The sequence below is a fragment of the Agromyces mariniharenae genome (assembly GCF_008122505.1).
Lineage (GTDB): Bacteria > Actinomycetota > Actinomycetes > Actinomycetales > Microbacteriaceae > Agromyces > Agromyces mariniharenae.
The window spans coordinates 1,221,476-1,244,310 of record NZ_VSSB01000001.1 but is presented as its reverse complement, the minus strand read 5'-3'; the positions used below and the strand labels follow the sequence as shown (position 1 = coordinate 1,244,310).

Annotated in this window: 19 protein-coding genes and 3 tRNA genes; 15 read left to right on the top strand and 7 right to left on the bottom strand. The window is 68.9% G+C overall.

Going from position 1 to position 22,835, the window contains the following annotated elements:
• Positions 1-36: 36 nt before the first annotated feature.
• Entirely contained in the window at positions 37-2,175 is a 2,139-nt protein-coding gene (locus tag FYC51_RS05650) for an alpha-galactosidase (protein WP_148732650.1), read from the bottom strand.
• A gap of 132 nt (positions 2,176-2,307) precedes the next feature.
• Between FYC51_RS05650 and FYC51_RS05645 the strand changes: the two genes are divergently transcribed.
• Positions 2,308-3,456, top strand: coding sequence for an ROK family transcriptional regulator (locus FYC51_RS05645; protein ID WP_148732649.1), 1,149 nt, complete (start codon positions 2,308-2,310; stop codon positions 3,454-3,456).
• Positions 3,457-3,460: 4 nt separating this feature from the next.
• Here the strand turns inward: FYC51_RS05645 and FYC51_RS05640 are convergent, their stop codons facing one another.
• The gene (locus FYC51_RS05640; protein ID WP_148732648.1) at positions 3,461-4,480 is read right to left on the bottom strand and encodes a LacI family DNA-binding transcriptional regulator; all 1,020 of its coding nucleotides are present in this window, start codon (positions 4,478-4,480) and stop codon (positions 3,461-3,463) included.
• Positions 4,481-4,747: 267 nt separating this feature from the next.
• Between FYC51_RS05640 and FYC51_RS19155 the strand changes: the two genes are divergently transcribed.
• The 6 genes from FYC51_RS19155 to FYC51_RS05615 all read left to right on the top strand — a co-directional run bounded on the left by FYC51_RS19155 (position 4,748) and on the right by FYC51_RS05615 (position 10,524).
• Complete coding sequence (locus FYC51_RS19155) at positions 4,748-4,912, top strand: hypothetical protein (RefSeq protein ID WP_187432509.1); 165 nt, start codon at positions 4,748-4,750, stop codon at positions 4,910-4,912.
• 7 nt (positions 4,913-4,919) lie between these two features.
• Entirely contained in the window at positions 4,920-5,633 is a 714-nt protein-coding gene (locus FYC51_RS05635; protein ID WP_148732647.1) for a PH domain-containing protein, read from the top strand.
• A 153-nt stretch (positions 5,634-5,786) separates the two neighbouring features.
• Positions 5,787-5,868 (top strand) — tRNA-Tyr (locus FYC51_RS05630).
• 103 nt (positions 5,869-5,971) lie between these two features.
• Entirely contained in the window at positions 5,972-6,802 is an 831-nt protein-coding gene (locus tag FYC51_RS05625; protein WP_148732646.1) for an inositol monophosphatase family protein, read from the top strand.
• Positions 6,803-7,110: 308 nt separating this feature from the next.
• On the top strand, positions 7,111-9,312 hold the full coding sequence (locus FYC51_RS05620; protein WP_148732645.1) for a peptidoglycan DD-metalloendopeptidase family protein: 2,202 nt from the start codon (positions 7,111-7,113) through the stop codon (positions 9,310-9,312).
• A gap of 264 nt (positions 9,313-9,576) precedes the next feature.
• The gene (locus tag FYC51_RS05615; RefSeq protein ID WP_148732644.1) at positions 9,577-10,524 is read left to right on the top strand and encodes an endonuclease domain-containing protein; all 948 of its coding nucleotides are present in this window, start codon (positions 9,577-9,579) and stop codon (positions 10,522-10,524) included.
• Positions 10,525-10,666: 142 nt separating this feature from the next.
• Here FYC51_RS05615 and FYC51_RS05610 read toward each other — a convergent pair whose 3' ends face one another.
• Positions 10,667-12,367 (bottom strand): glycoside hydrolase family 13 protein, encoded by a 1,701-nt coding sequence (locus tag FYC51_RS05610; RefSeq protein WP_148732643.1) that lies wholly within the window; start codon positions 12,365-12,367, stop codon positions 10,667-10,669.
• Positions 12,368-12,648: 281 nt separating this feature from the next.
• Here FYC51_RS05610 and FYC51_RS05605 point away from each other — a divergent pair, with 281 nt between their 5' ends.
• The 3 genes from FYC51_RS05605 to FYC51_RS05595 all read left to right on the top strand — a co-directional run bounded on the left by FYC51_RS05605 (position 12,649) and on the right by FYC51_RS05595 (position 16,634).
• Positions 12,649-13,884: a sugar ABC transporter substrate-binding protein gene (locus FYC51_RS05605; RefSeq protein WP_148732642.1), complete on the top strand. Its 1,236-nt coding sequence runs from the start codon at positions 12,649-12,651 to the stop codon at positions 13,882-13,884.
• Positions 13,885-14,007: 123 nt separating this feature from the next.
• Entirely contained in the window at positions 14,008-15,627 is a 1,620-nt protein-coding gene (locus tag FYC51_RS05600) for an ABC transporter permease subunit (protein ID WP_148732641.1), read from the top strand.
• Positions 15,627-16,634 carry a sugar ABC transporter permease gene (locus FYC51_RS05595; protein ID WP_148732640.1) on the top strand — a complete coding sequence of 336 codons (1,008 nt, stop codon included), beginning with the start codon at positions 15,627-15,629 and terminating at the stop codon, positions 16,632-16,634. The genes FYC51_RS05600 and FYC51_RS05595 overlap by 1 nt, the downstream gene beginning before the upstream one ends.
• A 10-nt stretch (positions 16,635-16,644) precedes the next feature.
• Here FYC51_RS05595 and FYC51_RS05590 read toward each other — a convergent pair whose 3' ends face one another.
• Positions 16,645-17,262: a DUF3558 domain-containing protein gene (locus FYC51_RS05590; protein ID WP_148732639.1), complete on the bottom strand. Its 618-nt coding sequence runs from the start codon at positions 17,260-17,262 to the stop codon at positions 16,645-16,647.
• A gap of 164 nt (positions 17,263-17,426) precedes the next feature.
• Between FYC51_RS05590 and FYC51_RS05585 the strand changes: the two genes are divergently transcribed.
• Both FYC51_RS05585 and FYC51_RS05580 read left to right on the top strand, forming a co-directional pair.
• A tRNA-Thr gene (locus tag FYC51_RS05585) sits at positions 17,427-17,498 on the top strand.
• Positions 17,499-17,531: 33 nt separating this feature from the next.
• Positions 17,532-17,605: transfer RNA gene (locus FYC51_RS05580), tRNA-Met, on the top strand.
• A gap of 157 nt (positions 17,606-17,762) precedes the next feature.
• Here FYC51_RS05580 and FYC51_RS19800 read toward each other — a convergent pair.
• From FYC51_RS19800 to FYC51_RS19790, 3 genes are read right to left on the bottom strand one after another with little or no spacing between them, the layout of a single operon-like run.
• Positions 17,763-18,062 carry a tyrosine-type recombinase/integrase gene (locus FYC51_RS19800; protein WP_338014672.1) on the bottom strand — a complete coding sequence of 100 codons (300 nt, stop codon included), beginning with the start codon at positions 18,060-18,062 and terminating at the stop codon, positions 17,763-17,765.
• Positions 17,960-18,373 carry a tyrosine-type recombinase/integrase gene (locus FYC51_RS19795; RefSeq protein WP_338014670.1) on the bottom strand — a complete coding sequence of 138 codons (414 nt, stop codon included), beginning with the start codon at positions 18,371-18,373 and terminating at the stop codon, positions 17,960-17,962. Before FYC51_RS19795 ends, FYC51_RS19800 begins: the two co-directional genes overlap by 103 nt.
• Positions 18,370-18,741, bottom strand: a complete 372-nt coding sequence (locus FYC51_RS19790; protein ID WP_338014669.1) for a tyrosine-type recombinase/integrase — start codon at positions 18,739-18,741, stop codon at positions 18,370-18,372. The genes FYC51_RS19795 and FYC51_RS19790 overlap by 4 nt, the downstream gene beginning before the upstream one ends.
• 327 nt (positions 18,742-19,068) lie before the next feature.
• Between FYC51_RS19790 and FYC51_RS05570 the strand changes: the two genes are divergently transcribed.
• The 3 genes from FYC51_RS05570 to FYC51_RS05560 are packed head-to-tail and all read left to right on the top strand — an operon-like array spanning position 19,069 to position 22,734.
• Complete coding sequence (locus tag FYC51_RS05570; RefSeq protein ID WP_148732638.1) at positions 19,069-20,493, top strand: hypothetical protein; 1,425 nt, start codon at positions 19,069-19,071, stop codon at positions 20,491-20,493.
• A 14-nt stretch (positions 20,494-20,507) separates the two neighbouring features.
• Positions 20,508-21,842, top strand: a complete 1,335-nt coding sequence (locus FYC51_RS05565) for a KAP family P-loop NTPase fold protein (protein WP_148732637.1) — start codon at positions 20,508-20,510, stop codon at positions 21,840-21,842.
• Complete coding sequence (locus FYC51_RS05560) at positions 21,811-22,734, top strand: hypothetical protein (protein WP_148732636.1); 924 nt, start codon at positions 21,811-21,813, stop codon at positions 22,732-22,734. Before FYC51_RS05565 ends, FYC51_RS05560 begins: the two co-directional genes overlap by 32 nt.
• Positions 22,735-22,835 lie beyond the last annotated feature (101 nt).

Below are 22,835 nucleotides of genomic sequence, written 5' to 3'. Positions count from 1 at the left end.
GACGGATCGGAAGGTGGTCTCGATACGCGCATCGCGCTACTCGACCACCGGAGTCAGCTCGAGGAGCACGAGCTGGGCGGGGAAGAGCACGGGGGCCTGCAGGCCCGCCGTGCCGAGTTGCCGGCCGGTCAGCGTGATCGGCTGCTCGGCCCAGGGGAGCGGGGACTGGCCGGGTCCGTCGGCCACGTTCCCCGCCGCGATCCGCACGGAGTACCGGCGGTCCGCGTCGAGGCCCGGCAGCGTGAAGCGTCCGGGCGGATACGTCACGCTGGTCGAGACCTGCGTGAAGGTGAAGAGGGCGGATGCCCCGTCGCGGGCGACGACGCCGCGGACGTCGGTCGTGGCATCCGCCGTGTCGCCGTGCACGAGCACGCCGGAGTGGATGAGGGCGCGGTGCCGCTTGTGCAGGTCGACCCAGCGGGCGACCGACGCGAGCCCGTCGTCGTCGAGCGCGGTGAGGTCCCACTCGATGCCGAGGTGGCCGAGCATCGCGACGCCGGCGCTGAGGTCGAGCGAGACACGGCGGCCGGTGGAGTGCACGACGGGGCTCGTGAGGTGCGCGCCCATCATCTCGGGCGGCACGACGAGGCTCGTGTAGCGCTGGATCTGCAGGCGCTCGACGGGGTCGAGGGTGTCGCTCGTCCAGACGCGGTCGGTGTGCTCGAGGATGCCGAGGTCGACGCGGGCGCCGCCCGACGCGCACGACTCGATCTCGAGCGACGGATGCCGCCGCTTCAGCTCCGCGAGCAGGCGGTAGAGCGCCTCGACGTTGTCGTGCACGCGGGCACGACCCGAGTCGGCCGCGCCGGCCTCGAGGAGGTCGCGGTTGTGGTCCCACTTGAGGTACGCGATGTCGTACGCGGCGAGCAGCGCGTCGAGCCGCTCGAGCAGGTGCGCCCAGGCGCCCTCGTTCGCGAGGTCGAGCACGTACTGCTGCCGCGCGGGCACGGGCAGCTCGTCGCGGCCGCGGAGGATCCAGTCGGGATGCGCCCGTGCGAGCTCGCTGTCGAGGTTCACCATCTCGGGCTCCACCCACAGGCCGAACTCCATGCCGAGCCCGCGGACGCGCTCGATGAGCGGGCCGAGGCCCGACGGCCAGACCGTGTCGTCGACCTCCCAGTCGCCGAGGCCCGCGGTGTCGTCGCGACGGCCGCGGAACCAGCCGTCGTCGAGCACGAACCGCTCCACGCCGACGGCCGCGGCGCGCTCGGCGAGCGTGGCCAGGGTCTCGAGGTCGTGGTCGAAGTACACGGCCTCCCACGTGTTCAGGGTCACGGGCCGCGGGCGCCGCGGATGCTGCGGGCGGGCGCGCAGCTCGTCGTGGAAGCGCCGCGCGAGCTCGTTCAGTCCGTCGCCCCACGAGCCGATGGCCCAGGGCGTGGTGTACGACTCGCCCGCTGCGAGCACGATCTCGCCCGCGCCGAGCAGCTCGCCCGCCGAGACGAACGACTCCGCCGTGGGCGTACGCTCCGCCGCGAGGCGGTGGTTGCCGCTCCAGGCGACGTGCACGGCGTGCACGAGCCCGCGCTCGAAGCCGAAGCCCGCGCGCCCGGCGGCGAGCACGAGGCTCGCGTCGGCGCCGGGGCGTCCGCGCCGGCTCTCGCGCACGTGGGTGCCGATGGTGAAGGCGTGCCGCTGCGGCGACCGCTCGCGCAGGTGCCGCCCGGTCGTGTCGAGGAGCTCGCCGAGGTCGCCCGGCACGGGGAACACGGGCGCGAGCGCGGCGAGCGAGTACGGCTCGGCCGCGCGGTTCTCGAGCGCGATGCGCTGGCGGAGGAGGCCCGACGGGGTGACCTCGAGCGTGATGGTGGCCGCGAGGCCGGCCGCGGCATCCGCTGCGCCGATCACGGCCCGGGTGGATGCCTCGTCGACCTCGATCGACTCGGTGACGAGCTTGGTGGAGAACGAGCGGCCGTCGCGGTGCCCCGCGAGCCCGGGCGTGCCGAGCCAGCCCGAGGACTCCTGCGGGATGAGTGTGAGCGGCGCCGGCTGGTCGAGTCCGCCTGAAACCCGCTGGGGGAGTGCCGCCGTGCCGAGGGCCGCGAGCTCCGATTCGCCGAGCTCGCCCTGGTCGATTCCCCAGTAGACGATCGCGGGCAGGGGTGCGTGGCGGGCGTCGAGGACGACGCTGGTCCCTCCGTTGCGGAGGTGGAGGAGCCCGGTGCGGCGCTGCATGAGTTATTTCTACGACAGAAATAACATGGTGTCAATACACCCCTGTTCGGGGGTGAAAACCGCGTCATGCTCGGTTCACCGTGTGATCTTCGTGCCATGATGGAACGAATCCACCGTCCCGGGAGGTCGACGATGACACCACGCGAGTCCGAGGTGAGCGACAGCGCGCGCGACCTCGCCCGCGAGGTGCTCATCCACGGGCCCATCTCGCGCGCCGAGCTCGGGCGCCGGCTCGGGCTGTCGCCGGCGAGCCTGACCCGATTGAGCAAGCCGTTCCTCGACCGCGGACTTCTCGTCGAGGCATCCGAGACCCTGCAGGGATCGACCGGTCGACCCGCGCGGCCGCTCGACGTGCCCGTCGACGCCGGCCGGTTCGTGGGCATCAAGGTCACGGGCGAGTCGGCGTTCGGCGCCGTCACCGACCTGCGCGCGGGTGCCGTGGCGACCGCCGAGCGCGTGCTCGACGACCACGCCGTCGAGCGGGTGGTCGCGAACCTCGCCGACCTCGTGGCCGAACTGCGCGCGGCCGGCGGCGCCGACCTCGCCGGGGTCGGCGTGAGCGTCGGCGGCAATGTCGCGGACGGGCGGGTCGTGACCCGCGCGCCGTTCCTCGGCTGGCGCGACGTTCCCCTCGCCGAGCTCCTCGAGTCGCGTCTCGGCGTGCCCGTCACCGTCGAGAACGACGTGACCGCGCTCACGACCGCCGAGCAGTGGTTCGGCGACGTGCGGGGCCGCGACTCCTTCGCGGTGGTGACGATCGGCGCCGGCGTCGGGTACGGGCTGGTGATGCACGACCGGGTCGTGACCACGCCCGACTCGGGTCTCGGCCTGGGCGGGCACCTTCCGCTCGACCCGAACGGCCCCCTGTGCCCCGAAGGGCATCGCGGATGCTCCAGCGCCATGCTCTCCATCCCGAGCATCACCGCGCAGCTCGGCATCGCCCTCGGCCGCGAGGTCGACTACGACGAGGTGCTCGCGCTCGCCGCGGCGGGACATCCGCTCGCCGTCTCGGTCACGAACGCGGCCGGCCGCGCCCTCGGTCGCATGATCGCCCTCATCGCGAACCTCGCCATGGTCGACGCCATCGTGCTCGCCGGCGAGGGCATGGCGCTCTGGGACGTGGTCGGCGACGTGGCGCTCGCCGCGCTCGCCGCGGACCGCGACCCCGAGGCGTCGGCCGTCGAGCTCTTCGTCGACGACGCCGGGTTCGCGTCGTGGGCACGGGGCGCCGCCGCCGTCGCGATCCAGGCCGCGCTCGGCCGGCTGCGCCTCCCGGCCTAGGGGGTTACGGCTCCAACGGCCGCGCCGAGGAGGACCGCACGCGGAGCTCGTACGGCAGCGGCGTCGCGGCGGGGGGCGCCGCATCCGCGTCGGGCTCGAGCTGCTCCATGAGGATCTCGACCGCCTTCTCGCCCTGGAGGCGCGGGAACTGCGCGACCGTCGAGAGCCCGAAGAAGTCGGACAGGTCGTGGTCGTCGATGCCGACGATCGACACGTCGCGCGGCACGACGAGTCCGAGGTCGCGCGCCGCGAGGATCGACCCGATGGCCATCTCGTCGGATGCCGCGAAGATCGCGGTCGGGCGATCGTGCGGCACGCCCAGCAGCTGCTTCGCCGCGTGGTAACCGCCTCGGATGGTGAAGTCCGCCGGCGCGAACAGGCGCGGGTCCACCTCGATGCCGGCGTCGCGGAGCGCGCCCTCGTAGCCGATGCGCCGGTTCGTCGGCAGGTGGAAGTCGAGGTCGAACTCGATGTCGCCGCCGATGTGGGCGATGCGGCGGTGGCCGAGGCCGATGAGGTGCTCGGTCGCGAGGCGGGCCACGGCGACGTCGTCGATCGTGAGCGTGCGCACGCCGGGGATCGGTCCGCCGACGCCGACGAGCGGCTTTCCGAGGTCGTGGAGCCGTGCGACCTCGGGCTCGGCGAGCTCGAGCGAGACCGCGATGACCGCGTCGACGCGCTGGCGCAGCAGGAAGTGCTCGAACACGCTCGCGCGCTCGCGGCCGTCGCCCGACAGGTTGTACAGCGTGAGGTCGTAGCCGTGCCGCAGCAGCGCCTGCTGCGCGCCCTCGAGCACCGACGAGAAGAACCACCGGTTGAGGAACGGGATCACCACGCCGATGTTGCGCGTGCGTCCCGATGCGAGGCTCGACGCGTTCGACGACACGACGTAGCCGAGCCGCGCGGCCGCCTCGAGCACCTTCTGCCTCGACGAGGGTGAGACGTGGCCGCGGCCGCTGAGCGCTCGCGAGACCGTCGCGGTGGAGACCCCCGCGAGCTTCGCGACCTCTTCGATGCCGGCCATGGCCTCCTCATTCCCGGCCTCGCCGATGCCGACACGACGTCGCATACCGGGCCTCGGCGCGTCATCCCAGGCCTGACCGAGTCACGAGGCATCCTATCGTCTGGCCCTGTCGGAGACCCGTCGTGACCCCCATCGACGGGACACCGTTTGCCGCCTCGCCTGCGTGGCGCGTTGCCAGCGGCGCGCCCGTGCGGTAGAAAAGGCCGGGTTGATGCATGCACGTCGGGGGCGGACCAGCCTCCTCGGAGACTGGAAGGGAGAGCTCGCGTGAAGTGGGTCAAGCGCATACTCATCGCAGCGGTCATCATCTTCGCGGTCTTCTACGTGGTGACGCGCCCGCAGGACGCGGCCAACGCCGTCGAGGGCGCGGTCGGCGCCGTCTGGAACGCCGGCGCGGCCATCGGCCAGTTCTTCACCTCGCTCGCCACCTGAGGCCGGCGTGCTGTTCGACCCCAAGGTCCAGAAGTACCTCATCGCCGACGAGGGCGAGGTGATCGTCGACGAGGTGCGCAAGCACTGGGCCGTGATCATCGGTCCGACCATCGAGATCCTCCTCGCGATCCCGGCACTGCTCCTGCTCGGCGTGATGCCGTCGACGCTGTACTGGGTGCCGATCTTCCTCTCGCTCGCGCTGGCGCTGCACGGCGGCTGGCGCATCCTCGAGGCGCAGATGGACCGCTTCGTCATCACGAACATGCGGGTGTTCCGCGTGCACGGCATCCTGTCGCAGTCGCAGGCCACGATGCCGCTCGCGCGAATCCTCGACATCTCGGTGCACCGGCCGATCATCGGCCGCATCCTCGGCTACGGGCACTTCGTGTTCGAGTCCGCCGCGCAGGAGCAGGGCCTGCGCGAGATCCGGTTCGTCGGCCGGCCGAACGAGCGCGGCCTCACCATCCAGCGCGTCATCGCCCGCTCGGGCCTGCGCGGCCCCGTTCGGCGCCAGGAGACGCCGGCCGCGCCTCCGCCGCCGCCCCAGACGGTTCCGCCGCCCCCGCCGGTCCCCGTCGTGACGGTCGCGCCCGTCACGTCGTCCGACGCGCCCACGGGTCCGATCCCGGTCGCGCACGACCCCGACGCGCCGTACGATCCCGACGCCCCCCACGACCCGAACGACACCGCCGAGATCCCCTGGTGGAGGGCCGCGAACTGACGCTGAATCGGCGCGGAATCTCCGCTGATCAGGCCTTCCATGGCCACGATGGCGGCCGCGGCATCCGGTGCCCGCGTCGATTTCTCACCACGGCACTCCGCGGGTATCCTTGACAGGCCCCCGGTTGTGTGCAGAACGCGGTCGGGTGCGACTGGCGAGTTACCCAAGCGGCCAAAGGGATCTGACTGTAAATCAGCTGTCTACGACTTCGGGGGTTCGAATCCCTCACTCGCCACTCCAGAAGCCCCGGTCCGCCGGGGCTTTCGTGGTTTCCCGGGGCAGTGGCACGGCCTCTCGGCCGTCATCGAACGGATGCCGCGGGGCGTAGCGTGAAGGGCATGACCCAGCTCGACGCCCACGGGGCATCCGCCGGCCTGCTCGACCTCACCCGCGACATCGCCGTACGGGCCGCGGAGTTCGCGCTCGACGCACGACGGGCGGGCGTGCGCGTCGCCGCGACGAAGTCGACGCCGACCGACGTGGTCACCGCGGCCGACCGCGACACCGAGGCGCTCATCCGCTCGTTCATCCTCGACGCGCGTCCCGACGACGGCATCGTCGGCGAGGAGGACTCCGCGCACATCGGCACGAGCGGCATCGACTGGGTCGTCGACCCGATCGACGGCACGGTCAACTTCCTCTACGGCATCCCCGCGTGGGCCGTGAGCATCGCCGTCGTCGAGGGCGCGGGCGGGGGCGACGTCGGCGGGACCACGCTCGCGGGCGTCGTGGTCAACCCGGTGACCGGCGAGGTGTTCGAGGCGTCGGCGGGCGGAGGGGCGCGGCTGTCCGGACGCGAGCTCGCCGTGAACACCGACGTGCCGCTCGCGACGGCGCTCATCGGCACGGGCTTCTCGTATGCCGCCGAGCGGCGCCACGAGCAGGCCGCCGTGCTGCTCGAGCTCATCACGAAGGTGCGCGACATCCGCCGCATCGGCTCGGCCTCGCTCGACCTCTGCGCCGTCGCCGCGGGCCGCATCGACGCCTACTACGAGCGCGGGCTCAACGCCTGGGACCACTCCGCCGGGGCGCTCATCGCCCGCGAGGCCGGGGCCCGCGTCGGCGGACTGCACGGCGGACGCGAGAACCGCGAACTGCTCGTCGCGGCCGCGCCCGCGCTCTACGAGGAGCTCGCGGCGGCCCTGCGGGCGGCCGGCCTCGACGCCTGAGACGCGCCGTGACGGCGTTCTCCACAGACGCCGATTCCGTGCGTGTTCGCGCGCCTGCGCGCGTGATTCTGCGAGCGCTCTCAAGCGATGCCGCGGATGCCGCAACGAACGTGCGCCGGGACGGGCGAATACCTCCGTGCCGCGTGACGACGACCTATGAGAACGGATAGTCTTTACCAACCCGTTATCTCGACACAGGTCGTGATCGCTCACCTCCCCGTTCGTACTCCCCGATACGCCGAAGGTCCCCCCACGTGCTCGAGCCCCACCTCGTGCCCGACGGTTCAGCGCCAGGCACTCAGTCCCCCGTGCGGCCTGAGCGACCCCTGACGCGCCGCGAGCTCCGCGAGCGTGAGGCGGCGGATGCCGCGCGCCAGGCAGGTGCGTCCGGGTCGGTCGAGTCGGGGCAGGTGTCGTCACAGGCGGGGTTCCCGCGGCAGGCCGCGGCGCCGGTGTATCCGCAGCAGGCCGCGGCTCCGGTGTATCCGCAGCAGCCCGCCGCTCCGGTGTATCCCCAGCAGCCCGCACAGGTGGTCCCGCAGCAGCCGGCGTTCTCGCAGCCCGTACGTCCCCAGCACCCCGCGCAGGCGCTGCCGCAGTCGGCGCCGCAGCAGGCGGCGCCTCAGGCGTGGCAGCCGTCCGCGTATCCGACGTCGACCGCTGCCGCACTGCCGCCGGCGCCGATCGTGCAGTCCACCACGCCTGCTCCCTCGGCGCACTATCCGACCGCAGCGCAGCCGACGGCACCGACGCGGCCGGTGGCCCAGCCGACGGAACCCACCGCCCCCGCCGCGCAGCATCCGACCGCGGCGCAGCATCCGACCGCGGCGCAGCATCCGACCGCGGCGCAGCCCGCGCGTCCCGGCTTCGACGACCTCTTCGGCGGCATCGGTGCCGCTCCCCACGAGACCATCGAGGCGCCCGTCCGGCGCCGGGTCGCCGAGACGACTCCGAACTCCGAGGCCGAGCTGGCCGACCGTCGCACCGGTCGAGGCTCGGCCTCCTCCATGTCGGGCGGCTCCGGCTCCGCCGAGGCGCCCTCCGCGCGCGGCCGCGCCGCCGACCGTCGGCCCGCTGCCGCGGAGCCCGGCGGCTTCGACGCCCTGTTCGCCGACCTCGGCGAGGCTGACGAGGCCGACGAAGCTCCCCGCGGCGGGCGCGGCCGGTCGGCTCGCAAGGCCGAGAAGCCGAGGAAGCCGTCGCGCGCCGAGAAGGCCGCCGCCAAGCGGGGGTCGTCGGCGAAGAACGGCGGACCCCGACGTGGATCGTCCGTGCCATCGGCGCCCCGCCCGGTCGGCGGCGACGTCGACCTCGCCGCACTGATCGGCGGCACCGCGGCGACCGGCGCGTCCGCGGCCGGCGCACTCGGTCCCGCCGCGGCCGGGGCCGCATCGGGCAGCGCCGCACCGGCCACGGCCGCCGCTGCGGCGGGCATCGCGGCACCCGCCGTCGTGCCCCCCATCGACGCCACCGCCGGATTCGCGACGGCGATCGCCGCGGCGGCGGGCGCCCGACCGGGGTTCGATGCGGCCGCGCCGGCGCCGGCATCCCTCAACCTCGGCCGGCCGACCCACCGCCCGAACGCCGCGCCGGTCGACGCCGACGTCACGGGCGTGTCCGACCTGCTCGACTTCGGCTCGTCGCCTGACGCGACGCCGACCGCTCCCGCTCCGTCGCGGCGCGCGGCGCAGCGTCCCGAGCCCGCTCGCGAGAGCGCTCGCCCGGCCCCGCAGGCTCGGCGTTCTGCGCCTCGCGTGGCACCGCGCCCGGCGCCGCGGCCCGCGGCAGCCGCCCCCCGCCGCCGTCGCGCCACCCGTCAGCTCGCGAGCCTCGTCGCGATGAGCTTCGCGGCGCTCCTGGCCGTGGCGACGACGATCCCGTCGCTCTCGCTCCTCACGCCCGAGGACGTGCAGGCGCTCGCCATGTCGGACTCGTCGGGCTTCGGCCTCGACGGCCAGCGCGTGACGATCAACGGCGACGTCGTGGCGCAGAGCGTGCAGCGCGAGGGCTACCAGCACCAGTCGATGGCCGAGTACGCGGAGGCGGCGGGCATCCGCGCCGAGGCGGACTTCATCAACAACCCGGCCGGCACGATCCAGTGGCCCTTCGCAGTCGGCGTGCACGTCGGCGACCGCTTCGGCTACCGCGACTGCGCCGGCTGCTCGAGCGACCACGGCGGCCAGGACTTCAACCCCGGACTCGGCGCCGAGATCCAGGCGATCGCCGACGGCACCGTCGCCGTCTCGACGGACTCCGGCGGCTCGCTCGGCGTGGTCATGATGATCGACCACGTCATCGACGGCGAGCTCGTGACGAGCGTGTACGCGCACATGGAGTACGGCTCGCGCCGCTTCGAGGTCGGCGACACGGTGCGCGTGGCCGACGTGATCGGCACCACGGGCTCCACGGGAATGTCGACGGGTCCGCACCTGCACTTCGAGATCCGCCTCGGCGGCGTCGACGGCACCAAGGTCGACCCGCTCGAGTGGCTCTACGCCAACACGAACTAGCCGCGGCGCCCAGCGCGCCCGCCACACGGATGCCGCGACACCGTGGGTGCCCTGCCACGCGCTTCCGCGCGCAAGCTCACAGCGTTGCGCGAATCGACGCGACCCCAGACCGTCGCGATCCCGTCCGAATCGCGTTCGCAGGATGAGCTGGATCATGATGCTCGTCCGGGCCGCTGAGCCCACTTGGTCCTCCGAACCTGGTGCGGATCGGCGCTTGTCCACAGGCTCACGGCGCTGAGCGCCCCGGCTCGACACACTCGGGACATGCGCTATGCACCTGCAGCCGTCGCCAGCGTCATCCGCGAGCGCGGCGGAGCGCTGCCGTACCGAGCACTCGACTCAGCCGGGGTCGCCCGCGCAGACGTGCGACGCGCCCTCGCGGCTGGCGGGATCCGCCAGGTGAGAGAACGCTGGTTCGCCGTGCCGGATGCTCACGCCGACATCGTCCGCGCCGTCCACGTCGGGGGCAGCCTGACCGCCGGATCCGTTGCCCGACTGGAGGGGTTGTGGTCGCGACCGGATGGACTGCTGCATGTGCGTGTTCCGCGCACCGCGGGACGCCTGTGGGCACCCGACGGTTCGCACCTCCCGCTTCATCGAGGCGAGCACCATGTCTGCGTTCACTACCGGACAGCGCGCACCGGCACGCCCGCGCGGGATCCGTTGACGCTCGCGCTGGCGGAACTCGCAGCATGCGCGCCGAGACTCGATGCGATCATCGCGATCGACGCTGCGCTCGCCACCCGTCGGCTTCAGTACGCGGAGCTACCGGCGCTGAGATCGCTGATGATGCCCTCTCGGAGGAATCTGCTCGACTTGGTCGACGGCGGCTGCCAGTCCGGCACCGAGACGATCGTGCGCATGCTGCTCCGCTCGCGGCGGCTTCGCCACCGCACCCAGGTGTGGATCGACGGGGTGGGTCGTGTCGACATCCTCGTCGGCGATCGACTCATCATCGAGATCGACGGCGCGGGCTTCCATACCGACGTCGAGTTCGAACGGGACCGCCGCCGCGACTTCGAACTCGTCATGCGCGGATACCAGGTGCTCCGACTCAGCTACTCCATGGTGATGACCGAGTGGGACGCGGTACAGCGCGGCGTACTCGACCTCCTCGATCGCGGCGAGCATCTCTGGGGATACCGCGCCGGCCCGTTCCAGCGTGATCCCACCCGGTCGATCGCTCGAAAGCACCTCGATCCCGAGCAATGACGCGGATTTGTAGGAAGAGCGCGAGCAGGTGCATCTAGATAACCCACATCGCACGCGTCATCCTGCGAACTCGGCGGTGACGGCCGCCGCGGCGGCGCGGCCGCGGCGCCGTGCGAAACTGCTGCGTGTCGCGCCCGCGGAACTACGCGCGGAGCCAGGCCGTGGTGTCGTGGGGGAGCGTGCGGCCGTCGAGGGGCCCGCTCGCGAGCAGCACGTCACCGGCCGGCAGCTCCACGGGCGACGTGCCCGTGTTCGCGACGACCACGACGGGCCCGTTCCGGAGCGCGACGACCGAGTCGGGGAACCCGGGCAGCCACTCGAGCGTCCCGGCGCCGAGCGCGTGCTCGCGTCGCAGGCGCAGCGCGTCGCGGTAGAGCGAGAGCGTCGATCCGGGGATGCCGCGCTGCGCGTCGCGCGCGAGCGACGCCCACTCGGCGGGCTGCGGCAGCCACGCGGCATCCGTCGGCCCGAAGCCGTAGGACGGCTCGGCGCCCTCCCAGGGGATGGGCACGCGGCATCCGTCGCGGCCGTAGCGCTCGCCGTCGGTGCGGAACCAGGTCGGGTCCTGGCGGGCGTCGTCGGGGAGGTGGATGACCTCGGGCAGGCCGAGCTCCTCGCCCTGGTAGAGGTACGACGAGCCGGGCAGCGCGAGCATGAGCGCGGTCGCGGCGCGGGCGCGGCGCAGGCCGGGCGCGTACTCGGGCAGGCCCTTCGAGCGGGGGCCGAGGCCGTGGCCCTGCGGGTTGGCCTCGGTGACCGAGAGGCGCGTGGCGTGGCGCACGACGTCGTGGTTCGAGAGCACCCACGTCGAGGGCGCGCCGACGGCGCCGAACGCGTCGAGCGACGCGTCGATCACGCGGCGGAGCGCCGCGGCATCCCACGGCGTCTCGAGGTAGGCGAAGTTGAACGCCTGGTGCATCTCGTCGGAGCGCACCCACTTCGCCACGCGGGGGAGCGGGTCGACCCACGCCTCGGCGGCGAGGATGCGCTCGCCGGGGTACTCGTCGAGCAGCGCGCGCCAGTCGCGGTAGATCTCGTGCACGCCGTCCTGTCCCCAGTACGGCGCGCCGTCGCCCTCGTCGCTGATCTCGGGCTCGAGGGGCACGCCGGCCTCGTCGGGCGGGACCGCGCCGGGCACGCCGCCGGCGCCGCCCATGCTGCCGCCCTCGGCGGGCGGCGTGTAGTCGGGCAGCCCGTCTGCCTTGACCATGCCGTGCGCCACGTCGACGCGGAACCCGTCGACGCCGCGGTCGAGCCAGAACCGCAGGATGCGCCGGAACTCCTCGCGCACCTCCTCGTTGGTCCAGTCGAAGTCGGGCTGCGAGCTGTCGAACAGGTGCAGGTACCACTGGCCGGGGCTGCCGTCGGGCTCGACGACGCGCGTCCACGCGGGACCGCCGAAGACGGACTCCCAGTTGTTCGGCGGCTCGTCGCCGGCGGGGCCGCGGCCCTCGCGGAAGAGGTAGCGGGCGCGCTCGGCGCTGCCGGCCGACCCCGCGAGGGCGGCCTGGAACCACGCGTGCTCATCCGACGAGTGGTTCGGCACGAGGTCGATGATCACGCGGATGCCGCGGGCATGCGCCTCGGCGAGCATCGCGTCGAAGTCGGCGAGGTTGCCGAAGCGCGGGTCGACGTCGCAATAGTCAGCGACGTCGTAGCCGGCGTCGCGCTGCGGCGACGTGTAGAAGGGGGAGAGCCAGATGGCGTCGATGCCGAGGTCCTGCAGGTCGCCCAGTCGGCTCGTGATGCCGGCGAGGTCGCCCATGCCGTCGCCGTTCGCGTCGGCGAAGGACCGGGGGTAGATCTGGTAGATCGCGGCGGTGCGCCACCACTCGGAAGTCATGACGAGAACTGTACGACATCTCGTTACAGCATGGAAACGCTTGCAGCATCGCCACGTCACGCGATGGTCACGAACCGGTATCAATGCCGGTGGTCCGGTTTGGTAATGAACGTCACGCAAGGTATACCTGTAATCGCTTGCACATCTGCGAGTACTCCACACGGAAGAACGGCCTTTCGGTCACGGTGCGCGATCCCGCTCGGAAACGGGCGGGGCGGGATCCCGGATCCCGCACCAGGCGAAGGCGCCGATCTCTCACGCACACTGAGAAGGGCACACCAATGAGGGTGAACAAGAAGGGCCTCCTCGCTGCAGGCGCCGTCGCGGTCGTCGTGACGCTGGGCCTCGCGGGCTGCGCCGGCGGCGACAGCGGGTCGGACGCCGAGGCGTCGTCGAGCGGCACGCTGACGGTCTGGGTCGACGCCGAGCGCGTCGACGCGCTGAAGGGCGCGGCCGAGGCGTACACCGAGAAGACCGGCGTCGACGTCGAGCTCGTCGGCAAGGACAACGCCGACATCAAGGACGACTTCATCCAGCAGGTGCCGACCGGCAAGGGCCCCGACATCACCATGGGTGCGCACGACTGGCTGGGCGAGCTCTCGACCAACGGCGTCGTGGCTCCGATCGAGCTCGGCGACTCCGCCGGCGACTACCTCCCCGTCGCGATCGACGCGTCGACCTACGAGGGCACCACCTACATGCTCCCCTACGCGGTCGAGAACATCGCGGTGCTCCGCAACGCCGACCTCGTTCCCGAGGCCGCCACGAGCTTCGACGACATGATCGCCAAGGGCCAGGCCGCCGGCCTCGCGCACCCGTTCGTGGTGGAGCAGGGCGCCGAGGGCAACCCCTACCACCTCTACCCGTTCCAGACCGCGTTCGGCGCTCCCGTCTTCGGCACGAACGACGCGGGCTACGACCCGACCGACCTCCAGCTCGGCAGCGCGGGCGGCGAGCAGTTCGCCGCGTGGCTCTCGGCGCAGGGCAAGAACGGCACCGGCAACTTCAACACCGACATCGACGGTGACATCGCCAAGCAGGCGTTCCTCGACGGCACCGCGGCCTTCTGGCTCACCGGCCCGTGGAACGTGGGCGCCGCGATCGACGGCGGCGTCAACGTCGCGATCGACACCGTGCCGAGCCCGACCGGCGAGGCCGCCGCGCCGTTCGCCGGCGTGAAGGGCTTCTTCATCTCCTCCGAGTCGAAGAACAAGGTCGCCGCGAACGACTTCCTCGTGAACTACCTCGGCACCGAGGACGTGCAGCTCGAGCTCTTCGAGGCGGGCAACATCCTCCCGGCGCTCTCGGCCGCTGCCGAGACCGCGTCGAGCGACCCGATCATCGAGGGCTTCGCCGCCGTCGGCGCCGAGGCCGTCCCGATGCCGGCCATCCCGGCCATGGGATCGGTGTGGCAGTACTGGGGCATCGCCGAGGCCGACATCATCAACGGTGCCGACCCGACCGCGACCTGGCAGAAGCTGACCAGCGACGTGCAGGCCGCGATCGACGCCAAGTAACCCTCTCGTTGGTCGAGTAGCGCCGCGAAGCGACGCGTATCGAGACCCGTCACGTGGTCTCGATACGCGTCCTCGCTTCGCTCGGGCGCTACTCGACCTCCGGTTGCATGTGAGGAGCACCAGATGAGCACGACGATCGACGACGACGTCACCACGGAGACGCCGCCGAAGCCCACCAAGCGCCAGCGTCAGGCGGCGAACATCGCCGACGCGGCATCCGGCGGCATGAAGATGCTGCTGCTCAAGCTGGTCGCCCTCGGCATCCTCGACGCGGTCGCGGTCTACGCCGTGCTCGTGCTCGCGGGCTTCGGGCAGTGGATCGTCGCGGCCGTCGTCGCCGCGGTCGCCGCGCTCGTCAACTGGATCTACTTCTCTCGACGCAAGCTCCCGGCGAAGTACCTCACGCCGGGCATCATCTTCCTGGTCCTGTTCCAGGTCTTCGTGCTCGTCTACACGGGCTACATCGCCTTCACCAACTACGGCACGGGCCACAACGGCTCGAAGGAGCAGGCGGTCTCGTCGCTCATGGCCTCGTCGCTGCAGCGCGTCGAGGACTCGCCGACCTACCCCGTCACCGTCGTCGACCAGCTCGGCACGCTCGGCCTGCTCGTGACCGACCCCGACGGCGACGCCTACGTCGGCACGAACGACCAGCCGCTCGAGCCGGTCGACGCCGAGTTCGACGGCGACAAGGCCGTCGCGGTCGACGGCTGGACGTCGTTGCAGTTCGCCGACGTGATCGCCCGCACCGACGAGATCACCGAGCTCGCGGTGCCGTTCTCCGACGACCCGAACGACGGTGCGCTGCGCACGCCCGACGGGTCCAGTGCCTACCAGTACGTCTCGACGCTCGAGTACGACGAGGCCGCCGGCACGATGACGGATGTCACGACGGGCACCGTCTACTCCGACATCGGGACGGGCGCCTTCACCTCCGCCGACGGCGAGGAGCTGCTGCCCGGCTGGCAGATCACCGTCGGCTTCGACAACTTCGTGCGCGCCGTGACGGACCCGCGCCTCGCGCAGCCGCTCGTCTACGTCACGCTGTGGACGTTCGCGTTCGCCCTCATCTCGGTCGCGTCGACGTTCTTCCTCGGGCTCTTCCTGGCGATCGTCTTCAACGACATGCGGATGCGCGGGCGCCGCTACTACCGGGTCCTCATGATCCTGCCGTACGCGATCCCGTCGTTCCTGTCGGCCCTGATCTGGGCGGGCATGATGAACGAGAGCTTCGGCTTCATCAACCAGGTACTGCTCGGCGGGGCATCCGTGCCCTGGCTCACCGACCCCTGGATGGCCAAGGTCTCGGTGCTCATCGTGAACCTGTGGCTGGGCTTCCCCTACATGTTCCTCGTCTGCATGGGAGCGCTGCAGTCGATCCCCGACGAGTTGCAGGAGGCGGCGACGGTCGACGGGGCGCGGCCATGGGCGGTGTTCCGGCTCATCAAGCTGCCGCTGCTGCTCGTGACCGTCGCGCCGCTGCTCATCGCGTCGTTCGCGTTCAACTTCAACAACTTCAACACCATCTATATGTTGACCGACGGCGGCCCGCGCGACTCGAACGCGCCGATCCCGGTCGGATTCACCGACATCCTCATCACGATGGTCTACAAGGTGGCGTTCACCGGCCAGTCGCGTGACTACGGGCTCGCGAGCGCCTACTCGATCATCATCTTCATCATCGTCGCGGTGATCTCGATCATCGCGTTCCGTCGGACCAAGAGCCTCGAGGAGCTGAACTGATGGCGAAGGAGACCAAGCAGCACCGGTCGTGGGTCGAGGCGCCCGTCGTCGAGGCCGAGATCCTGGCGGCCGGACTCGACGCCGACGCACGCGAGCGCGCCATCGAGGACGCCCGTCGGTCGCGCGACGGGTACGTCCCGCCGAAGCGTCCGTTCAACTTCGGCCGGTGGTTCCGCGCGACCGGCTGGCGGCACGTCGTGGGGGTCGTCATGCTGCTCTTCGCGCTGTTCCCGATCGTCTTCGTCGTCTCGTCGTCGCTGAATCCGCGCGGCACGCTCACCGGATCGAACGCCCTGTTCTCGCAGATCGGCCTCGACAGCTACGTGCGCATCCTCACCGACCCGCAGGTGCCGTTCACGCAGTGGTTCGCGAACACGATCCTCATCGCCGGCGTCACGGCCGTCGGCACCGTGTTCCTCGGCGCACTGGCCGCGTACTCGTTCTCGCGCATGCGGTTCACCGGGCGCCGGTTCGGGCTCGTCTCGATCGTGGTCATCCAGATGTTCCCGCAGATGCTCGCGGTCGTCGCGATCTTCCTGCTCATGAGCTCGATCTCCGACTGGTTCCCGGCGATCGGCCTGAACACGCACATCGGCCTGATCATGGTGTACCTCGGCGGCGCGCTCGGCGTGAACACGTTCCTCATGTACGGCTTCTTCAACACGATCCCGGCGTCGATCGACGAGGCCGCGAAGATCGACGGTGCGGGCCACGCGCGCATCTTCTTCACGATCATCCTGCGCCTGGTCGCCCCGATCCTCGCGGTCGTGGCGCTGCTGTCGTTCATCTTCTCGGTGAACGAGTTCGCCGTGGCATCCGTAATCCTCATCGACACCGAGAACCAGACGCTCGCGGTGGGCCTGACGAAGCTCGTCTCGAACCCGCGCTACGCCGACTGGAGCGCGTTCTCGGCCGGCGCCGTGCTCGCCGCGCTGCCCGTCGTCGTGCTGTTCCTCTGGCTGCAGAAGTACATCGTCGGCGGGCTGACTGCCGGCGCGGTGAAGTAGCTCGAGCGGATCAGCCGCAGAGCTCCGAAGGGGGCAGCCCGCCCGTCACGACCGAGATCGTGTGGATCGGAGCGCCGTCGCCGGCGTTCACGTCCTGCGTTGCGAAGGTGATGTAGCCCGGGGTGTCCTCGAGGGTGTAGCGGTCGGTGTACTTCTGCGACGGCACGAGGCCGGGGTATGCGGTCTTCGCGTTGGCGACCGTTGAGCCGATGCGGATGGCTTCGGCGGTGGCGGGGCCGTCGGTGTCCCAGACGCTGACGAGGACGATCCCGCCGTCGTTCCCCGCCGCGATGGCGAGACTGGCCCCCGCGGCATCCACGGCGTCGAGGAACCGCACGGCGGGATTCGGGCAGGTGCTCACGGCATAACCGGGCATCGCTGCGACCGCCTCGTCGAGCGTCATGCCGAGGCGCACCGGCCCGACACCCTCTGCGTCGACCAGCCAGGTGGACGGATCCGCCGGGTCGGCGACGGGGTCGGATGCCGGCTCAGGTGCCGGCGTCGAGGTTGCGGTGGGCGAGGCCGCGGTCGACTCGGTCGGAGTCGACGGAGCGGCCTGCGACGCCGCGCAACCGGTGATCGCGACAAGGCTGACGGCGGCGATGAGGAGGCTGGAGACGACGCGCACGATCGGACGATAACAGGCCGGCGCGGGCGGGCCTGTTCTCGCCGGATCACGGTTCGGAAACGGTGCGCGGAGGCGTTCTCGACCGAGCCCGTTCCCCGGGTCCGGCCGATTCGGAGCACGCCCCGTGAGGTGATATCCTCGTACGGTTGCCGAGTTCGGCACACGCCCCGATAGCTCAGTGGTAGAGCACTTCCATGGTAAGGAAGGGGTCGTCAGTTCAATCCTGACTCGGGGCTCTGGTTCTCCCGGCATCGCCGGCGAGGCCTCGCGGCGGGGTAGCTCAGGTGGTTAGAGCACACGGCTCATAATCGTGGTGTCGCGGGTTCGAGTCCCGCCCTCGCTACAACAGCAGAATCTCGCGGATCTCACTCCATTCGGGGCGACCGTACTTGAGCATGACGTTCTCGCATGACCACATTTTGACCACATCCGGTACGAAGTGGGGTGACCAGGGCGGCTCGTACGTGATCCAATGCGCGACATCGAGAGTGTCGCTTCGGTTAGTGCAGAACGCCCGCTCGTGCCGCCGCTTCGTCGAGGCGGACCGCGACAGCGTCAAGGTCGTCGTCGAATAGATCGGAGTAGGTGTCGAGGGTCATCGCCGCGGACGCATGGCCAAGCATTCGCTGAACAGCCTTAACATTCGCGCCAGCCGAAACCGCCAGGCTGGCAGCGGTGTGACGTAAGTCGTGGATGGTCATCCGCTCGAGGCCGGCGCCATCGAGCGCTTGGTCGAACCACGAGTTCGCTCGGACGGTAGGGGTCGTGAGGTGGCCGCCTGATCGGTCGGAGAACAGCACCGAGCCGTCTCGTCTCCTCGGCCCGCGCAGAGTTCCGCCAAGGAAGCGACCATGAAACGGGGAAACGGCACGACGCGTCGCTTGTGGGTTTTCGGAGTTCCGATCACTACTTTCCCACCGACAAGGACGGCGTTCACGCTCACTGAGAGCCTCCGACGACTTAGGTCCACATCGCCAACGCGGAGGCCGCTGACCTCACCCCATCGCAGGCCCGTATACGCGAGGACGCGGATCAGCGTCGCGTTAGGTCCAGACGATCGCGCCAGGAGATCAACCTGCTGATGCGTCAGATAGATGTGCTCTCTGCTCACCTTTCGTGGTAGCCCGACGCCTCGCGCTGGATTGGACGGAATACGGCGATCTCGAACCGCGGTGTCGAGAATCCCGGCCAGGACTCCGTAGCACCGATGCACAGAGCTGCAGATTTGGGCTTCATGCTGCCCGGAACGCCTTCGCCCAGACGCGCAACCCAGTCCTGCACATCGCTATGACGAACGTCGGCGACGGCGATGCGTCCCCAGGCCGGCTCAACGTGTAACCGCCAGGCAGACTCGACAACCGCGACTGAAGAGGGCTTGAGATGCGTCTGGAAGGCGAGCCAGGTGCTGCCGAGCACCCCTATCGTGATCCGGCTTTGGGACGGGTCGATATAAGTGCCAGATGCGTTGTTGAGCTCCACGCTCGCCAAGAAGAGCTCTGCTTCCTTCTTCGTTCTAAATCCGCGTTATGTAGTCTGTGAATGATCTGGCTTTCGATAGCGAACTCGATATCGCCTGCCAGGTGCCGTCGTGTAGGGCTCAACGGTGGCCACGGTCCTCCCACTAGTCGACCTAGAGCCTATCCAGCCCTCCGGGCGAATCGCGTGGGCGAAACGATGCACGAGTATGCGGCGAAGATCGCGCGCTAGACAGACAAGAGACCTCTCAGTGGGGGTATCGGCAAACGGGGGAGCGACAGTAGCTTTCGGAAAGGTCAAGATCGACCTCTCGGTGGAAGGAGATCTTCGATGGGCGCCCACGACGGCACAACCCCTGCAGAGACTGCGCCTCCTACGAAGGAAGAGCTCGAGCGGCTTACCGCGGCAGAGGCTTTGGCGAAAGCCATTTCCGATCGGCAGATCGCTGAAGGCAAGGCCGCCGACGATAGAGAGACGGCAAGACTCGCTCATCTCAAATCGCAGTCCGAAGCCGAGGAGGCGAAGGCCACGGCGGAGCTTGCGCTTGAGACGACGAGACTCGCCCAACAGAAGTCCAAACTCGACAACGAATCAACGCGGCTTGCGAACGAGCAGAAGGTACGCGAGGGAAAGCAAGCGGAATACGATGCGCTCGCGGCGAAGGTTGCAGCCGCCGTACCCAAACTGAGCCAGATTCCCGTCAACACAATCACGGTTCCCGATGGCTACGCTTTCCGCGAGTCGGAGAATGTTGGACACGTGTTGGACAAGACAGCGGAGGCCTTGGTCGCTGACCTAAGGGCGTCGGGCCAGCTCAATGTGAACGAGTTTCCGAAGATCGTCATCACGAGCAATCCCAAGTTGGCGGAGTCCGCGATCGCCTTTTACGCCATGAAGGCCGAGTTCAATACCTTGGTGGGTCAAGCTGACGCTGTCCGCGAGGATGCCGAGAAGCTGCTCGAGGCGAAGATCCCGGAAAAGACGAAGCTCACGATCCCAGGCGTCGGGGACATCATTGCCAGTGGTGCAGCGGCGGCGGCCCAAGCAGTTACGGAGGTGGCTGGGCTCTTTCAGACGGACACAGCGCTGACGAACGTCGTGAGCGAGCCGGCCGAATTTACCGTCCACGCGAGAATCGCCCGCCGCCTTATCGGATCCATTAACGGAATTATCGTCGCAAGCGATCAGATCTCTCCTGTGGCAGAGGATTCACCGTTGCTTGCGTCGCTTCAGGAACTACTGACTGCTTACGACAAGCTCGCCGACACCGCAATAGCCCTCCAGAGCAAGTTCGACTCAACTTCAGATGACGAAGCCAACTTGCAGACTAGGGCGGCACTTGCGTCCATGAAAACCCGCGTGGCAGCCCTCAGAACTCGAATAGAAGCGCTCGTCGCGCGCGTAACCACTGTCCCCGTCGGCAACAACCTCGCGCCGCTGACCGAAGCGATCATTCTCTCCACGTCAGCTATCGCTGACGCGAAGACGTCTGTTCTCATCGTCCCGCCCGCCAAGGCATACACCGATCAGGTCGTTGTGAAGAGACGAATCTTCAGCCCTCGGGTGTCTGTCTCCACCTACCTCGAGCTGCCGTTCGTTCTTCTGCAGACTGGACAAGTTAAGTGGGCGGGCACTTCGGCGGCCCGGACCGGATACACAGCCTTGTTCAAGCGCGGTGAGGTAAAAGTGGTCGAACTCAAGAAGTTCAGTTTCCAGGTGGCGCCAGATGCGGCGGCGTCCCCCGCGACGAACTAGACCAGACTCGTCTTGTGGCGGATTCGAATGGCGGCTTCTCGGATGACCCGATCGACGGCTCGGCGGCGGCACCAGACCTCTTGGGACGGGACGCGTTCGCGAACGTAGTAGTCGACGCTCTCCGAGTAGTACGGCGCCAGCGCGCGTCGACTGTGGTTGGTCTCGTGGGCGCGTGGGGATCCGGAAAGACCAGCTTGATTCACATGGTTGCGTCTCGACTGGAGGCTGCAACGGAGGGGAACTCGCCGAAGTCGGATCCTGGGAAGGCCGTCGGAATCCCGTCGTGGAAGGTTGTTGAATTTAACCCTTGGTACTTTCAGGATCTTCCATCGCTCCAGTGGGGTTTCTTGAGCACACTGTTCGATGCCGTTGCGTCGGCTGGCGGGAGGCGTGCGAGGAAGATTCGGTCGACGCTCCAATCATTCGGGCGCGCTATCGCTCCGTTGGGCGTGGCTGGCAGCATCGTCGGCGTAGATGTATCAGGCGTGTTGCGAGGAGCGGCCGACCTGATCGGTCCCGATCAATCGGTTGCACGGCAACAGGCGGTTCTTGAAAAGCTGCTGCTTTCGGAGAGCGCTCATCCGGTACTTATCATTCTCGATGACTTGGACCGTTTATCGCCCGACGAGTTGCTGCTCGTATTCAAGATGATCAGGCTAGTCGGGCGTCTTCCGTACGTGCACTACCTCATCGCATACGACGAGGACACGCTGCTGGACGTCCTTCGCCGCACCGGATTGGTTGGGCTGGATCAAGCTCATCGTGCCGGCGCTTATCTTGAGAAGATGGTCCAACTGCGGCTGGACGTGCCTCCCCTCAGGTCATCTCAGATCGACGCGCTGACGGACGCGGCGCTAGAAGAGATGGTCCGCTCGATTGGACTGCAGATGGACCAGCGCCAAGAAGGCGAATTCGCCACAAACTGGCAGATGCATGTCCAAGGACAGATGCGGACGCCTCGGATGCTGAAGCGCTACGTGGCTCAGGTGGAGTCTCTGTACCCGGCATTGTCGGAGGAGGTTGATGCTGCGGACTTTCTTTTGTTCACCTGGATCAAGGTGATGGCCCCGCAATTCTTCGCGGCTCTTCCACGTGAGAAAGAGACGCTTACCGGCTACGTCGGATCCGTCTTCTCGGCCATCGTTGCCAAAGACAAGAGCCCACGGGATCTTACCGACGCGTGGGAGAAGCTCATCAAGGAATCTGTGGTTGTCCCGGGGTCATCGGGCGCGGTTAGCGGTGTGCTGGCCAAGCTGTTTCCGCGATACAACGCGATCGTAAGCGGCGCGAACACGTTCCCTGGTGAAACCACATCTAGTGAAGAAGATCGCGAATCCGGACTACTTTGACCGGTACTTCGCACTCGAAGTTCCTTCCGACGACATTCCCGACAGCGTGGTTGACGCTGGTTACCGTGCCATTGTGGTTGGAATGACGGACGACAACGTAGAGCGAATCGCCTCCGCCCTCCGTCACAACACGCGCCTGGCCGTCCGGAAGCTGGAAAGCAGGTTCGACCAAACCCAAGCGCCCCAGGATGCGGACGCGCTGCTCTTGTGGCTGGCCGGGCAGATGAAGGAGGTGCCGATCGGACCCGATCTCTTTGGCCCGCGGCGCAGCGTCGAGGGATTATGCGTACGCCTGTACTTGCAACTTACGCCAACCGATGAGGCCGTTGTCCGCGTCGTGGACAAGATCGCCGCCAGCCCCGCCGGCCTTTCCCTGGTGTCACTCCTTACCGGTCAAGCCCGCACCCATTCGTTCTACGGATCCGAGGCGGACATCCAAGCCCGCCGGGCGGCCTACCCCGCGGGTTCGGCTCGCTACGGAACGTTAATCGCGGAGGCGTTCAACGAGAACGGGCACACGAAGCCGCTGGATCTCCCTGACGATGTTTGGGCCACGATATGGGACTGGCGGGAGATCGACCTCGAGGAGGCGCGTCGCTGGCTCACGAGCCAGTTCGAGTCGCATGGGTGGAATCGTCTCGACACCGCTGCGCGCCTCGTCACTACGACTGCACCAGTTGGCACCCAGCAATGGGCAATCAGCGACCTCGATCTGGTGGCGACGGACGAACTCATGGGTCTCGACGAACTCATACACGAATGTGAACAGCTTCCACGGCTTGCACCCGAGGAGCGAATTCACCCCCGAACACTCGCGACACCCGAAGCGCGCCGCGGTTATGTGAGAACCGTCGTAGACGACATTGTGGCGGGACGACGTCCTCGATCCTGATGACCGGTCCCGACCAACTGGCATGGATCGAAGCGAATTCGCGCGACGTTTAGCGAGAGCCCAGGGCTCGCTCCCAGATCCTTCGATTTTCAGTCGCGACG